Source organism: Achromobacter sp. DMS1 (assembly GCF_001270295.1).
Genome location: NZ_LHSJ01000079.1, coordinates 1 through 14,961 on the forward strand (window position 1 = coordinate 1; position 14,961 = coordinate 14,961).

A 14,961-nucleotide genomic window follows, 5' to 3' on the forward strand; every position below is an offset into this window, starting at 1 on the left:
AGGTCGCCCTCCAGCGGATCGTGCGGGGTATAGACCAGCCCCACCAGGGCCATCAGCACCACTGCCCCGACCAGCAGCCCGCCCAGCAGCGCATTGGTGTTCTTGAAGATGTTCATGTCCGTCCTATTGCAATTTCACGCGCGGGTCGAAGAGCGGATAAAGCAGGTCCACCAGCAGGTTGACGCCCACATACAGCAGCGCGATGAACAGCAGGCAGCCCTGCACGACCGGATAATCGCGGGCATAGATGCTTTCCACGAGCAGGCGGCCGATGCCGGGCAGCGTGAACACGGTTTCGATTACCGCCGCGCCCGACAACAGGTGCCCCAGCATCAGCCCGATGACGGTCAGCGTGGGCCCGAAGGAGTTCGGCAGCACGTGGCGCAGCATGACGCGCCGCTCGGGCAGCCCCTTGGCGCGCGCGTGCGCCACGTACTCCAGCCGCAGCGTCTCGATGGTGCTGGCGCGCATCATGCGGGTGATGGCCGCGATCTCCGTGAGCACGATGGCGCACACCGGCAGCACGAGATAGCGCAGCGCCGACGGCCCGGCCTGCGCCACCGACTCGAAGCCGTAGACGGGCAGCCAGTTCAGCTTTACGCCGAACAGCCAGATGAGCAGGATGCCCACCCAGAAGCTGGGCATGGAGACGAACAGAATGGAGGTCGAGACGATGGCCGTGTCGGCGCGCCGGTTCTGGCGCCAGGCCGCGATCATGCCTGCCGGCACCGCCACCAGGCAGGCCAGCAGCGTGGCGCTCAGCACTACCTGGGCAGTCACGGCGAAGTGGCTCAGCACCAGATGCATGACCGGTTCGCGCCGGGCAATCGACATGCCCAGGTCGCCGCTGAAGACGTGGCGCACCCAGATGAGAAACTGCTCGGCCACCGGCCGGTCCAGCCCCAGCCCGTGCCGCATCTCGGCCAGCAGCGCCGGGTTGTCGATGTCGCCCAGCATGAGCGCCGCCGGGTCGCCGGGAATGGCGCGGATCAGCGCGAAAACCAGCACGGTCACGACGATGACGGTGGGCACCGCGGCGGCGATGCGCTTGATGATGTAGCCCAGCACGACGCCTCAGTTCTTGGTCACGTTGAAGAATCGCGGCTTGCGCAGCGGCCAGCCCGTATAGCCGTGCAGCTTGCTGGAAACCACGACATAGCCCGGCTTGTTGTAGTACATGAGCAGCGGCGCGTCGCGCAGCATCAGCGCGTGCAGGCGGTCGAACGCCTGCTGGCGCCGGGCCGGGTCGGGCTCGGCCTCGATGCCGTCCAGGATGGCCGCCGCGTCGGGGCTTTCCCATTGCGCCATCGGCGTGCGCGACTTGTCGCCGATCACGTCGCGAAACAGCAGCGCCGGCTCGGTGCGCGCAGAATAGGCGAAGGCCATGAGCTGGAACCTGCCCTCGCGGAAATTCGACACCTGGGCGCCCCATTCGAGCATCTCCAACTCTGACTTGATGCCCGCCTTGTTCAGCAGCTGCTGCGTCACCACGGCGACGCGATAGAGATAAGGGTAGCGCTTGCTGGTCTGCAGCTTGAGCGTCTCGCCATGGTATCCGGCGGCCTGCAGCAGCTTCCTGGCCTCGTCCAGGTTCTTTTCGTAGCCGGCGCGCTCGGCGGCGCCATAGTATGTGCTGGACGTGGGCACCAGCGACGGGTTGTACGGCGCGTTGCCATTGCTCAACGCCCGCGCGATGGCGGGAAAATCCAGCGCCAGCGCGATGGCGCGGCGCATTTCCGGCTTGGCCAGCAGCGGGGCGCGCGTCTGCATCAGCAGGGTCACGGTGTCCAGGCCCTGCTCGGTGACGATGCTCCAGCGCGGATCGCGCGCGGGCAGGTTGTCCTCGTCGGCGTTGTACGCATCGACCTGGCCCGCCATCAGCGCGGCCTTCTGCGCGGCGGCGTCGGGAATCACCACGAAGCGCACCCCGGCCAGTGCCTGCTTGCGCCCCGCCATGCCGCTGGGCGCTTCCTCCCGGGGCTGGTAGGCCGCATAGGGCCTGAGCTCGACGTACTGCTCCTTTTTCCAGTCGGCGAACACATAGGGCCCGGTGCCGACCGGCTGGATCCACTTGCCCTCGCCATCCACGCTGGACGGGCTGAGCACGGCCATGGGACATTGCACGCTGGCCATCTGATCGAGGAACAGCGCATAGGGCTCGGCCAGGCGCATCACCACCGTGGAAGGGTCCGGCGTTTCCACCGCCACCACCTTGGCGCCCTTGCTGCCGTCGTACAGGTTCTTGCACGCGTACTCCGAGGCCGGCCCGGTCAGGCACGTTGCTGATGTCCTGGTCGGACAGCTGGGTGGCGAAGGCGCCCATGATGGGGTTCTTGCGCACGTTGGCGGTGGCGGGGCTGCCCGAGGCGCCGCGCTTGTAGGCCTTGAGCGCGTGGGCGATGTAGTCGGCGTGCTGGCCCGCCAGCGTGGGGTAGGACGGATCGACGGCGGTCTTGGCGTCGGCGCCGTGGCACGAGGCGCAATTGAACTTGTCGAACACCGCTTTGCCGGCGGCCAGGTCCTGGGCCTGCGCGGCGGCGCCGCACGCGGCCAGCACGAGGCCTGCAACGGCAGACAGAATGCGTTTCATGTAGGCCCCCTTGTTATTTGAGATTCGAGTAGTACGCGGCCAGGTCGGCGATGTCCTGGTCGCTCAGGCTGCCGGCAATGGCGTCCATCGTGGGATGGCTGCGCGCGCCTTTCTTGTACTCGTTGAGGGCGGTTTCGATGTATTTGGCGTTCTGCCCGGCGATCTTGGGCACGTGGTAGAGCTCGGGGAACGTCGCCTTGTAGCCCTCGATGCCATGGCAGCCGATGCACATCGACACCTTGTCCCGGGCGTTTTTGATGTTACCGGCCGGCGCTGCATCCGCAGCGTTTGCCTGGCCGGCGATCGCACAGGATGCGATCGCGGTCAGTGCGCCGGCCATGCACTTCAGTGAGGTTCGCAACTTCATTGACTGACTCTTCCTGTTAGGGCTAAGGACAGGGCAAACACGTTGCGGGTCGAACCCGGCTGCAAAACCGCCTGATTGTACGATAATTGACCAGGATTCAAACCCCACGATGGCATTGCGCCGCGTCAACCACGACCAGTACAGCCCACCATGCCCGCAGCCTCGCACGCCTCTTTCGCCCCGTCCGCCCGCTTCGAAGGAACCGACACCTACGTCGCCACCGACGACCTCAAACTCGCCGTCAACGCCGCCCTCACACTGCAGCGCCCGCTGCTCATCAAGGGCGAGCCCGGCACCGGCAAGACCATGCTGGCGGAAGAAGTGGCCCGCGCGCTGGGCCGGCCGCTGCTGCAATGGCACATCAAGTCCACCACCAAGGCGCACCAGGGCCTGTACGAATACGACGCGGTCTCGCGCCTGCGCGACTCGCAGCTCGGCGACGAGAAAGTGCGCGACATCCGCAACTACATCGTGCAAGGCACGCTGTGGCAGGCCTTCGAGTCCGACGAGCCCGTCGTGCTGCTCATCGACGAAATCGACAAGGCCGACATCGAATTCCCCAACGACCTGCTGCGCGAGCTGGACCGCATGGAGTTCCATGTCTACGAAACGCGCCAGACCATTGCCGCGCGCCACCGCCGTGGTGCGGGCGCTGCTGCCTGCCGGTGGTCGTGGCGCTGGTCATTTCCAGACGATATGCGCTGGTGCTCATCTGGAGCTAGGCGGCGCGGGCACGGCAAAGGGGCCCCTCGCGGCCCCTTTTTTCATGGCCCCGGCCCTGCGGAACCGGGGGTTAATACGGATCGCGCCATACGGATTAAAGTATACAATGTTCATTGGCACGATTCTCAGACGCCGCACCGCCGGCCGCGCCGGCAAAGGAAGCATTCCGTGGACGATCTTTCGCAACAGGTATTTCTGAACCACATAGGCGGCGAATGGGTCGCTTGCGCCTCGGGCAAGACCGCGCCCAACGTCAACCCGGCCGACACCGGCGACGTCGTGGGCCATTTCCAGGTGTCCGGCGCCGAGGACGCGCGCCGCGCCGTGCAGGCCGCCCAGGCTGCCTTTGCCGCCTGGCGCGACACCCCGGTCAGCAAGCGCGCCGCCATCCTGTTGCGCGCCGCCCAGTACCTGGAGGACCATGCCGAGGCATTCGGCCGCGAACTCACGCGCGAAGAAGGCAAGGGCCTGAATCTGGCCAGGGACGAGGTGATGCGCTCGGCCCAGACGCTGCGTTTCTATGCCGTGGAGGGCCAGTCTTTTACCGGCGAGACTTTCGTCAACGACGATCCCGACATGGTGGTCTACACCCAGCGCGAGCCGCTGGGCGTGGTGACGGTGATCTCGCCCTGGAATTTCCCGATTTCGATTCCCGCCCGCAAGATCGCGCCGGCCCTCATCACCGGCAACACGGTGGTGTTCAAGCCCTCGTCCGATGCGCCGCTTTCCGGCCTGCGCCTGGCCGAGGCGTTGCTGCAGGCGGGGCTGCCGGCCGGCGTGCTGAATTTCATTACCGGGCCGGCCTCGGCCGTGGGCCAGGCGCTGACAGCCGCGCCGGAAGTGCGCGCCATTTCCTTTACCGGCTCCACGGCCGCGGGCGAGCAGATCCACCGCGCCGCCGGGCTGACGACCCGTACCCAGATGGAGCTGGGCGGCAAGAACCCGCTCATCGTGCTGGCCGACGCCGACCTGGAGCGCGCCGTGGACCTGGCGATCAAAGGCGGATTCTCGCTCAGCGGCCAGGCCTGCACCGGCACCAGCCGGGTGCTGGTGGACAAGCGCGTGCTGCCGGCCTACACCGAGAAGCTGCTGGCGCGCATGAAGTCGCTCACCATCGGCAACGGGCTGGAAGGCAGCTTCGACCTGGGCCCGCTGGCCACGCGCCAGCAGTTGGACAATGTGCTGAGCTACGTGGCCATCGGCAAGCAGGAGGCCACCCACCTGCATGGTGGCGACCGGCTCGTGGAAGGGGCCTACGGCAAGGGCTACTACGTAACGCCGGCGCTTTTCACGGACGTGACGCAGCAGATGCGTATCGCGCGCGAGGAAATCTTCGGCCCCGTGCTGGCCCTGATCGAGGTGGACGGCTACGAAGACGCCATCGCCAAAGCCAACGACACGGAATACGGCCTGTCGGCCGCCATCGCCACGACCGACGCGCGCCATGCCCACCGCTTCGCGCGCGACATCCAGGCGGGCACGGTGAAGATCAACCGCACCACCACGGGCAATCTCATCAATGCCCCATTCGGCGGCCTCAAGCATTCCAGCACGTCCACTTTCCGCGAGTCGGGCCGCGTGGGGCTGGAGTTCTACACGCAGATCAAGACCGTCTACCGCGCGGGCTAGGGCGTGCCGACACGTCCCGGGCCCGTGTCTTCCCTGACATTCCCAAGAGGCTATCCATGAAACAGGTTTACCGGCTGGAACTCGAAGAGGCGCGCGTGATGGTGCGCGCCGCCATCGCCAAATCGCAGGAGATCGGGGTGCTGGAGTCCATCTGCATCGTCGATGACGGTGGCTATCCCATTGCGCTGGAGCGCATGGACGGCGCGCGCATCACCGGACCGCAGATCGCCTGGAACAAGGCATTCACCGCGGCCGGCCACAAGCGTTCCACGCATCTGTTCAACACCCCGCCCAACGGGCCGGCCCTGCCGGGCAACGAGGCCTTCGGCATCCAGTGGAGCTTCGAGGGCCGGTTCGCGGTGTTCGTCGGCGGGTTTCCCATCGTGGTCGATGACGAGGTCATCGGCGGCGTGGGCCTGAGCGGCGGCAACGGCGAGCAGGACACCAAGGCCGGCCTGGCGGCGCTCGCCGCGCTGGCCGAGCTGCTGGAGCCGCGCGGCATGAAAGTGACCGTGCAGGCCGACATCAAGAAATGAACCGGCCGGCGGGCCGGGCCTCTGCAAGGCTCCGCCCGCCGCGCGCAGCAGGCAGGAATCAATATGGCATACCGTGTGCAGATACTGGGCAGCGACCAGTCCTTTTCCGTGGAGCCGGGGGAATCCGTGCTGCAGGCCGCCGGGCGGGCGGACGTGCGGCTGCCGCACGAATGTACTTTCGGCGGTTGCGGCACCTGCCGCATCAAGCTGGAATCCGGCGCGGTGGATTACGAAGAGTTCCCCATGGCGCTCACCGAGGAAGAAGCGCAGCAGGGCTACGCGCTGGCCTGCCAGGCCCGGCCGCTGTCCGACCTGTGCATCAGCGCGGCGAGCGGCAGGCGGGATTTCCCCGAGCCGCGACGGCTGCCGGCGACGGTGCGCGCCATCGAGCCGCTGTGCGACGATGTGATTCACCTGACCCTGGACGTGCCCGAAGACCTGGAATACGTGCCGGGGCAGTACATGAACGTGGTGCTGCCCGGTGGACAGACCCGCAGCTTCTCCATGGCTTCCGCGTCCGGCGTCGGGCGGCTGGATTTCCACGTGCGCCGCATTCCGGGCGGCTTCTATACCGACCGCTGGCTGGGCCAGGCCCGGCCCGGCGCGGCGGTGGAGATCGAGGCGCCGCTGGGCGTGTTCAGCTACCACGAGGAAGACTGGCGGCCGATGATAATGATGGCCACCGGCACGGGCATCGCGCCCATCAAGGCCATCCTCGAATCGCTGCTCGACAGTGAAGACTGCCCGCCCATCACGCTGTACTGGGGCATGCGCACCGAGGCCGACCTGTACCTGCGCAAGCAGATCGAGAGCTGGGCGCCGCGCCTGTACGAGTTCAATTTCGTGCCGGTGCTGTCCCGGCCGGCGGACGGCTGGCGCGGGCGGCGCGGCCACGTGCAGCATGCCGTGCTGGAAGACCACGAAGACCTCTCCGACCACGCGTTCTACCTGTGCGGCGCGCCCGGCATGATCCAGGAGGCCAGGCACCTGTTCGCGCAGCGCGGCGCGAGCCTGGACCACATGTACGCCGACAGCTTCACCTTCCAGCATCCCCTCGCGGCGGCCGCCTGAGCATTGCGGCGGCGGGAAAGCGGCCCGGCCGGCTCAGGCGCGCGCGTTCCCGTCGCGCAGCACCAGCACGGGCAGGCGGGTGTGCGCCAGCACGCGCTGCGTTTCGCTGCCCAGCAGGAAACCCGCCATGCCGTGGCGGCCGTGCGACCCCATGACGATGAGGTCGCAGCCTTCTTTCTGGGCGGTTTCCACGATGGCGGCGTGCGGATGGTCGTTGACCGCGATGACGGGCGTGCAGGGCACCAGCGCGTGGCGCGCTTCCAATTCGAGGCCGTCCAGGTAGCTTTGCGCATTCTGTCGGGCGTGGCCGGCGAGCTGTCTTTCCGACACCGCCAGCATCTCTCCCTGGTAGATCGCGAGAGGATCTTCGGGAATGACCCGCAGCACCGTGATGCGGGCCCCTATTTCCTTGGCGAAAACGAGGCCGCGATGGAACGCCGATTCCGACAGCAGCGAGCCGTCGACGGCAATGAGCAGATGCCTGTACATGATGCTTCTCCTTCGCAAAAAGGAAAGCCGGGCCAAGCCAGTATATGACCGGCGCGCCGGGCGCTCCACCCCTGCTGGGGCACGGCGCGCGGCGCGGCTTCTGTTGCGGTCCCGCAACAGCTCGTGAAGTTTGTTTCCGGCGCCCGCGCTGTTGCCTTTTTGACAGGCGGCTATGCCAAAATGGCGGGCACTCGGATCATCGCCGATCCCTTTTGCCGGACCTTGAAATTGAATCCCTTGCGTTTTGCCCGCTACGCCCTGCTGGGCGTGGGGATGGCGCTGAGCGCCGCGGCGGCGTCTGCCCCCATTTTCGTACTCAACTCCCTGGACGCCAGCGTCAGCATCATCGACCCGGCGACGTACAAGGAACTGCGGCGCGTGCCCACGGGCAAGGAACCGCACCACCTGTACCTCACTCCCGACGAGAAGTCGCTCATGGTGGCCAACGCCACGGGCGATTCCATCACGCTCATGGACCCCAAGACCGGCGAGGTGCAGCGCACCCTGACCGGCATCGTCGATCCGTACCAGCTCCAGTTCTCGCCCGACATGAAGTGGTTCGTGACGGCCGCCAACCGGCTGGACCACATCGACATCTATGAATGGCTGCCGCGCGAGAAAGGCTTCGACCTCAAGCTGGTCAAGCGCATTCCGGCGGGCAAGACGCCCAGCCACATCATGATCGACGCCAAGAGCACCACGGCCTACGTCACGCTGCAGGACAGCGACCAGCTCATCGCCATCGACCTGCACACGCAGACGCCGAAGTGGACGGTGCAGGTGGGCAAGACGCCGGCCGACGTCTTCCTCACGCCCGACCAGAAAACGCTGCTCGTGGCGCTGACCGGCGACTCCTACGTCGAGGCCTACGACGTCGGCAATGGGCCGGCCAGGCTCAAGGCGCGCATCAAGACGGCGCCCGGCGCGCACGCTTTCCGCGCGCAGGGCGACCACCGCCACCTGTTCGTGAGCAACCGCACCGCCAATTCCATCAGCCGCATCGACATGCAGACCCTGGCCGTCACCGACACGTTCGCGGTGCCGGGCGGGCCGGACTGCATGGACATCCTGGCCGACGGCAAGACTCTGCTGGTCACCTCGCGCTGGGCGCGCAAGCTGACCGTGGTGGACCTGGCCCAGAAGAAAGTGGTGAACCAGGTGAATGTGGGCAAATCGCCCCACGGCGTCTGGACGCTGAACCATGTGGCGACCCGCTAGGCGCGCCGGCGCCATCCTCTGCCTGGCCCTGGCGCTGCCGTCCGTCGCGGCGGCCGCGCCGGCGGTCTGCGACAAGCCGGTGTACCTCACCTTCGATACCGGCCACATGGGCGTGGCGCCGCTGGTGGCCGACGTGCTGGCCCGCCATCACGTCAAGGTCACGTTCTTCCTGGCCAACGAGCGCACGCTCACCAACGGCAGCAGCCTGGACGACCAGTGGGCGCCCTGGTGGAAGGCGCGCGCCGCCGAAGGCCACGTCTTCGGCTCGCACACCTACGACCATGTCTATTGGCAGGGCGACCTGCCCGGCGGCCGCTTCCGCGTCAAGCCCAGCGCCGGGCCCGATGCCGGCAAGCGCGACACCTACACCGCGGCGCAGTATTGCGGCGAGATCAGGCGTTCGGCCGAGCGCTTCCGGCAGATGACGGGCCGCGCCATGCTGCCGCTCTACCGCGCGCCGGGCGGCAAGACCTCGCCGGCGCTGCTGGCGGCCGCGCGCGAGTGCGGCTACGAGCACGTCGGCTGGTCCAGCGCCGGCTTCCTGGGCGACGAGCTGCCCAGCGACAAGTTCCCCAATTCGCGCCTGCTGGAGCAGGCGCTGCGCAATATCCGGCCGGGTGATATCCTGCTGGCGCACCTGGGCATCTGGTCGCGCCAGGATCCCTGGGCGCCCGCCGTGCTCGAACCCCTCATCGTCGGCCTGCAGGGCAAGGGGTTCTGTTTCGCCACCCTGGACACGCATCCGGCCTACCGCGACTGGATCGCCAAGCACCGCTGATATGGATACGCTGAGTCAACTCTTCGGCCAGTGCCAGCAATGGCTGTTTGAAACCCTGGTGCAGCCCGCGCTGTTCCACCTGGGGCTGAGCAACTACATCGAAGACGCTTACGACGCCACCATGTGGCTGCTGGTGGGCGCGGCGCAGATCGCCGTCATCGTGCTGGTGTTCGGCCCGCTGCAGCGGCTGCGCCCGGTCGAGCCCGTCACCGACCGTCGCCAGATCGGCATCGACATCCTCTACACCCTCATCCACCGCCTGGGCGCGTTCCGCCTCGCCCTGTTCTTCCTGGTGGATCCGCTCTGGGACAGCGTGTTCGGCCAGCTCCATGTGTGGGGGTTCGCGCCGCAGCCGCTGGACCATATCTGGCCCGGCGTGACCGACAACGCCTGGGTCAGCCTGGCCATGTACCTGCTCGTGTTCGACGCGGTGGACTACTTCTACCACCGCGCCCAGCACCGTTACGGCTGGCTCTGGGCCCTGCACGCCGTGCACCACAGCCAGCGCCAGATGACCATGTGGAGCGATGACCGCAACCACCTGCTCGACGACCTGCTGCGCGACGCCGTGGTGGTGCTGGTGTCGCAGCTCGTGGGCGTGCCGCCCGCGCAGTTCGTGGCGGTGGTGGCCATCACCCAGCTGGCGCAGAGCCTGTCGCACGCCAACCTGCGACTGCATTTCGGCGCGGTGGGCGAGCGCCTGCTGGTCAGCCCGCGCTTTCATCGCCACCACCATTCCATCGCCTACGACGCCTCCCGCCCCGGCCCGGCCGGCGGCTACAACTTCGCGGCGCTGTTTCCCGTGTGGGACGTGCTGTTCCGCACCGCGCGCTTCGGCGTGGGCTACGGGCCTACCGGCATCCACGACCAGCTGCCGGAGCGCGGCGGGCGCGACTACGGCCAGGGCTTCTGGTCGCAGCAATGGCTGGGCCACCACCGACTTGAACTCCAGCGTGGTGTAGCCGCGCTTCATGGCGGCCAGCACGCGGTCGCTGCCGGCCTGCACGGGCAGGTGCAGGAAGGACACCAGCTTGGGCAGCGTGGCGTAGGCGTCCACCATGCGCTGCGTCATTTCCTTGGGGTGCGAGGTGGTGTAGCGGATGCGCTCGATGCCGGGGATTTCGTGCACGTATTCCAGCAGGCGGGCGAAGTCGGCGATTTCGGCGGTGTCGCCCATGCGGCCACGGTAGGCGTTCACGTTCTGTCCGAGCAGCGTGACCTCCTTGACGCCCTGGTCGGCGAGGTCGGCCACTTCCATGAGCACGTCGTCGAACGGACGCGAGACTTCCTCGCCGCGCGTGTAGGGCACCACGCAGAAGCTGCAGTACTTGCTGCAGCCTTCCATGATGGACACGAAGGCGGCCGGGCCCTCGACCCGCGGCGGCGGCAGCGCATCGAACTTCTCGATCTCGGGAAAGCTGATGTCCACCTGCGAGCGGCCCTCGGCGCGCCGGCGCCGGATCAGCTCCGGCAGGCGGTGCAGGGTCTGCGGCCCGAACACCACGTCCACGTAGGGCGCGCGCCTGACGATGGCCTCGCCTTCCTGGCTGGCCACGCAGCCGCCCACGCCGATCACCAGGTCGGGGTTGAGTTTCTTGAGATGCTGCACGCGGCCCAGATCGGAAAAGACCTTCTCCTGGGCCTTCTCGCGCACCGAACAGGTGTTGAACAGGATGACGTCCGCCTCTTCGGGGTTGTCGGTCATTTCGAGGCCCTGGTCGCCGCGCAGCACGTCGGCCATCTTGTCCGAGTCGTACTCGTTCATCTGGCAGCCGAAGGTGCGGATGTACAGCTTGCGGGGGGAGCGGGGGTCGGAGCCGGGGGCGGCGGGAGGCTGCGCGGCGCTGGCCGCCGCCCTCAGCGCTTGAGGGTGGTTTCTTGCATGACGGTCGCCGTGACGGGTGTAGATCCCGGGGGCTGGGAGATGGAAACATCGGATTTTACCTCTTGCTGCAAGATTGCTCACCGTTGCGCCCCCGCTGCCGTTACCATAGCGGTCCGGCCGCAGGCCCGATCCTGATAATCGTTCTCGTTCCGAATTCATGACATCCAACCCCATCACGCCCGTGACTGCGGCGGCAACCCGCGTCGCCGCGCCGGCGCCTGCCGAGGTCTGCAGTCCTTTTTCGGTTCGCATCTGGCTGGTGCTGGCCATCGTGCTGTCTCTGGCCGCCGGCGCCAGCGCGCGCTGGCTCGACCTGCCGCTGGCCATCGCCATCCAGCGGTCCGTCTCCGAAAGCGTGGACAATTCCTTCGAATGGGTGGGCGAGCTGGGCGAGAGCGGCCACTACGTCGTGATGGCGCTGCTGTTCTACGGGGTGGGCATGCTGGGCATGGCCCGGGGCTGGCGCAATCCGCTGCGCACCAGTTACGAAAGCATGGTGCGCGGCAGCGTGCTCATGCTGTCCGTCATGGCCGCGGGCGGCCTGGTGGTGCTGGCGCTCAAGCGCGCGGTGGCCCGGGCGCGGCCCGAGCTCTATTTCGAGCAGGGCATCTACGGCATGGGCGAGTCCTTCTCGCGCGCGCAGCAGTTCAATTCCTTTCCGTCCAGCCACACCTACGCGGCCTTCGCGGTGGCCGTCACGCTGGGCATCCTGGCGCCGCGCTGGCGCTGGGCCTTCCTGAGCCTGGCCGCCCTGGTGGGCGTCAGCCGGCTCATCAACCTCGACCACTATCTCTCGGACGTCATGGTCGCCGCGGGCATCGCCGTGGCGATGGGCTGGGCGCTGGCGCCGCGCGTGCTCAACAGCCAGTACCAATGGCCGCTGCGCGCGCCGTGGCGCTGGTGGCGCGGCTAGGGCCGGCGCGCCCCAAGGGCGATTGACGCCGGGGCCCCGTTCCCGCCTTTCTCCTCCGCTTTCTTCCGCAGGCCGCGCCTGGCCCCGTAGACAAGAACGGGCCGGCGCGGCGCGCGCGCATCCGGCCTACAGGTTTTCCCGGGTATTCGCTCGCATGCATGATGTATATGCTTGTATATACATTCGGCGCAAGCACAAGGCATAGCGCTATGCGCATGGCTGGCGCGCCGCATGCCGTGCCGCCGGCGCCGCCGCGCGGCGTCAACCATCAGGGTAGGAAAACCAGACATGCATGTTGCCGAGAATGCCGGCGCAGTTGCCGCGCCGCCCGCCGCCGACGCCGAGGGCCAGGCCCGCGCCGCACCACGGGGAAACCGCCGCATCATCCTGGGCGCCTGCCTGGGCAACGGCCTGGAAATCTTCGATTTCACGGTCTACAGTTTTTTCGCCGCCATCATCGGCAAGCTCTATTTTCCCAGCGACACGGCCTACGGTTCGCTGCTCATGGCGGTGGCCGTGTTCGGCGTGGGTTTCGTCATGCGGCCGCTGGGCAGCATCGTGTTGGGCGCGTATGCCGATCGCAAGGGCCGCAAGGCGGCCATGCTGGCGACCATCGCGCTGATGGGGCTGGGCACCGCGCTCATCGCCTTCGCTCCCACGCACGCGCAGATCGGCGTGATGGCGCCCGTGCTCATCGTGGCCGGGCGCCTGCTGCAGGGCTTCGCCGCGGGCGGCGAGGTCGGTTCGGCGACCACGCTGCTGCTCGAATCCGCCGGCGCCAACCAGCGCGGCTTCTTCGTGAGCTGGCAGTCCATCAGCCAGGGCGTGGCGGCGCTGCTGGGCGCCTCGCTCGGCCTGCTGCTGACGTCCGTGCTTTCCGAGGAGGCGCTGCATGCCTGGGGCTGGCGCGTGCCCTTCGTGCTGGGGCTGCTCATCATTCCGGTGGGCGTGTACATCCGCCGCAACATCGAGGAAACCTACGCCTGCCAGCGCGAGGGCGGGGGCGCGGCGGCGGAGCATCCGGCCTGGACGCTGGCCGCGCGCCATCCGCGCGACCTGACGCTGGGCGTGCTCATCATCATGTCGGGCACCGCCATGGTCTACATCGTGCTGTTCTACATGCCCACCTACATGATGCAGACCAACCACATCGACGCGCCCACGTCGTACCTTTTCAGCTGCGTGGCGGCCGTGGTGCAGGTGGTGTCGGTCTATCTCTGCGGCCTGTACGTGGACCGCGTGCGCAACTACAAGCAGCCCCTGGTGTGGTCCATCGTGGTTGGCATGGCGATGGCCTATCCCACCTTCCTGTTCCTGTCGATGCCGGGCATGCTGTGGCTGGCCGTGGCGTGCCGCATCGTTCTCATCGCCGCGCTGGGCGTCAATATGCTGGCCAGCACCATGCTCATCGTGTCGGCCCTGCCGCGCGAGATCCGCGCCACCGGCACCTCCATGATCTACGCCTTCGGGGTCACGCTGTTCGGCGGGTCGGCGCAGTTCATGGTGACCTGGCTGCTGAAGATCTCGGGCAACGCGATGGCGCCGGGGTGGTATCTCATCGGCATGCTGGCCGCCAGCCTTGCCGCAACCTGCGTGTTCCGGGAGCGCCACCATGACTGACATCCCCTCCGCCGCCTTCGCCTCCGGCATCGCCGCGGCCTACGAGCCCGGCCTGCTCCAGGCATTCGACGACATGAAGCGCCTGCGGCGCGACATCCACCGGCATCCCGAGCTCGGCTACGAAGAAACCCGCACCAGCGCGCTGGTGGCCGAGCGGCTGCGCGGCTGGGGATACGAGGTCAGGCAGGGCCTGGGACGCACGGGCGTGGTGGGCACGCTGCGGGCGGGCAGGGGCGGGCGCGCCATCGGGCTGCGCGCCGACATGGACGCCCTGCCCATCGACGAGGCCAGCAGGTGCGCGCACGCCAGCAGCCGGCCGGGCGTGATGCACGCCTGCGGGCACGACGGTCATACCGCGACCCTGCTGGCCGCCGCGCGCGAGCTGGCCCGTACCCGCGACTTCTCCGGCACGCTGCACCTGATTTTCCAGCCGGCCGAGGAGGGCGGCGCGGGCGCGCTCGCCATGCTGGAGGACGGCTTGCTGGATGTGGCGCCGTGCGAGGCGGTCTACGCGCTGCACAACTATCCCACCCCTACGCTGCGCTTCGGCCAGATGAGCATCGGCATCGGGCCGGTCATGGCCTCGGTGGACAGCCTGCGCATCGTGGTGACGGGCCGAGGCGGGCATGCCGCGTCGCCGCAGTTCGTGGCCGACCCCATCGTGGCGGCCGGCGGCATCATCGCCGCGCTGCAGACCATTGTCTCGCGCAATACCAACCCTTTCGACAGCGCCGCGGTCAGCCTGACCAGCATCCATGCCGGAACCAACTACAACGTCATTCCGGGCGAGCTGGAAATGAAGCTGTCGGTGCGCGCGCTGGACGAGGCGCAGCGCCGCATGATCCTGGACCGGGTAGGCGACATCGTGCAAGGGCAGGCGGCCAGCTTCGGCGTGCGGGCTCGGGTGGAGACGGCAGGGCACAGCTATCCGGTGCTGGTCAACGCCGAGGCGCCCGCGCTCGCCGCGCGCGATACGGCGGCGCGGCTGTTCGGCCCCGACATGGTGGTGGCCGGGCATCCGCCCATTCTCGCCGCCGACGATTTCGCCTTCATCGCCCAGCGCGTGCCCTCGTGCTACATCAACATGGGCGCGGGCGCCGGGCCGAACCTGCACAACGCCGGCTACGACTTCAACGACGAGC

Annotated in this window: 12 protein-coding genes and 4 pseudogenes; 10 read left to right on the forward strand and 6 right to left on the reverse strand. The window is 67.7% G+C overall.

Annotated features, from left to right (window positions below):
* Positions 1–123: 123 nt before the first annotated feature.
* From AD428_RS11340 to AD428_RS11350, 4 genes and pseudogenes are all read right to left on the reverse strand, one after another.
* Positions 124–1,068 carry an ABC transporter permease gene (locus tag AD428_RS11340; protein WP_053245232.1) on the reverse strand — a complete coding sequence of 315 codons (945 nt, stop codon included), beginning with the start codon at positions 1,066–1,068 and terminating at the stop codon, positions 124–126.
* Between the two features lie 6 nt (positions 1,069–1,074).
* Complete coding sequence (locus AD428_RS11345; protein ID WP_255352218.1) at positions 1,075–2,274, reverse strand: ABC transporter substrate-binding protein; 1,200 nt, start codon at positions 2,272–2,274, stop codon at positions 1,075–1,077.
* 1 nt (position 2,275) lies between these two features.
* Positions 2,276–2,590 (reverse strand): annotated as a pseudogene (locus tag AD428_RS24880) (c-type cytochrome); the annotation flags it as partial.
* 13 nt (positions 2,591–2,603) lie between these two features.
* Positions 2,604–2,957, reverse strand: coding sequence for a c-type cytochrome (locus tag AD428_RS11350; RefSeq protein WP_053244182.1), 354 nt, complete (start codon positions 2,955–2,957; stop codon positions 2,604–2,606).
* A gap of 150 nt (positions 2,958–3,107) precedes the next feature.
* Between AD428_RS11350 and AD428_RS28870 the strand changes: the two are divergent.
* The 4 genes and pseudogenes from AD428_RS28870 to AD428_RS11365 all read left to right on the forward strand — a co-directional run.
* Positions 3,108–3,578: pseudogene (locus AD428_RS28870) on the forward strand (AAA family ATPase); the annotation flags it as partial.
* A gap of 270 nt (positions 3,579–3,848) precedes the next feature.
* Positions 3,849–5,309, forward strand: a complete 1,461-nt coding sequence (locus tag AD428_RS11355) for an aldehyde dehydrogenase family protein (RefSeq protein ID WP_053245238.1) — start codon at positions 3,849–3,851, stop codon at positions 5,307–5,309.
* 56 nt (positions 5,310–5,365) lie between these two features.
* The gene (locus AD428_RS11360; protein ID WP_053245233.1) at positions 5,366–5,845 is read left to right on the forward strand and encodes a GlcG/HbpS family heme-binding protein; all 480 of its coding nucleotides are present in this window, start codon (positions 5,366–5,368) and stop codon (positions 5,843–5,845) included.
* Positions 5,846–5,908: 63 nt separating this feature from the next.
* On the forward strand, positions 5,909–6,916 hold the full coding sequence (locus tag AD428_RS11365; RefSeq protein ID WP_053245234.1) for a 2Fe-2S iron-sulfur cluster-binding protein: 1,008 nt from the start codon (positions 5,909–5,911) through the stop codon (positions 6,914–6,916).
* A 33-nt stretch (positions 6,917–6,949) separates the two neighbouring features.
* On the opposite strand, the gene AD428_RS11370 is transcribed toward AD428_RS11365, so the two are convergent.
* Positions 6,950–7,405 carry a universal stress protein gene (locus AD428_RS11370; RefSeq protein ID WP_053245235.1) on the reverse strand — a complete coding sequence of 152 codons (456 nt, stop codon included), beginning with the start codon at positions 7,403–7,405 and terminating at the stop codon, positions 6,950–6,952.
* A gap of 273 nt (positions 7,406–7,678) precedes the next feature.
* Here AD428_RS11370 and AD428_RS11375 point away from each other — a divergent pair, with 273 nt between their 5' ends.
* From AD428_RS11375 to AD428_RS11385, 3 genes and pseudogenes are all read left to right on the forward strand, one after another.
* Positions 7,679–8,623 (forward strand): beta-propeller fold lactonase family protein, encoded by a 945-nt coding sequence (locus AD428_RS11375; protein WP_053245239.1) that lies wholly within the window; start codon positions 7,679–7,681, stop codon positions 8,621–8,623.
* On the forward strand, positions 8,607–9,401 hold the full coding sequence (locus AD428_RS11380; protein WP_053245236.1) for a polysaccharide deacetylase family protein: 795 nt from the start codon (positions 8,607–8,609) through the stop codon (positions 9,399–9,401). Before AD428_RS11375 ends, AD428_RS11380 begins: the two co-directional genes overlap by 17 nt.
* 1 nt (position 9,402) lies before the next feature.
* Positions 9,403–10,344, forward strand: a pseudogene (locus AD428_RS11385) (sterol desaturase family protein); the annotation flags it as partial.
* On the opposite strand, the pseudogene miaB reads toward AD428_RS11385, so the two are convergent.
* Positions 10,333–11,285 (reverse strand): annotated as a pseudogene (gene miaB, locus AD428_RS24885) (tRNA (N6-isopentenyl adenosine(37)-C2)-methylthiotransferase MiaB); the annotation flags it as partial. The pseudogenes AD428_RS11385 and miaB overlap by 12 nt on opposite strands.
* Positions 11,286–11,443: 158 nt before the next feature.
* Between miaB and AD428_RS11390 the strand changes: the two are divergent.
* From AD428_RS11390 to AD428_RS11400, 3 genes are all read left to right on the forward strand, one after another.
* Entirely contained in the window at positions 11,444–12,199 is a 756-nt protein-coding gene (locus AD428_RS11390) for a phosphatase PAP2 family protein (protein WP_082308371.1), read from the forward strand.
* Positions 12,200–12,487: 288 nt separating this feature from the next.
* Positions 12,488–13,819 carry an MFS transporter gene (locus AD428_RS11395; protein ID WP_082308372.1) on the forward strand — a complete coding sequence of 444 codons (1,332 nt, stop codon included), beginning with the start codon at positions 12,488–12,490 and terminating at the stop codon, positions 13,817–13,819.
* A partial coding sequence (locus AD428_RS11400) for an amidohydrolase (RefSeq protein WP_053245237.1) occupies positions 13,812–14,961 on the forward strand: 1,150 nt, incomplete at its 3' end. The genes AD428_RS11395 and AD428_RS11400, both read left to right, overlap by 8 nt.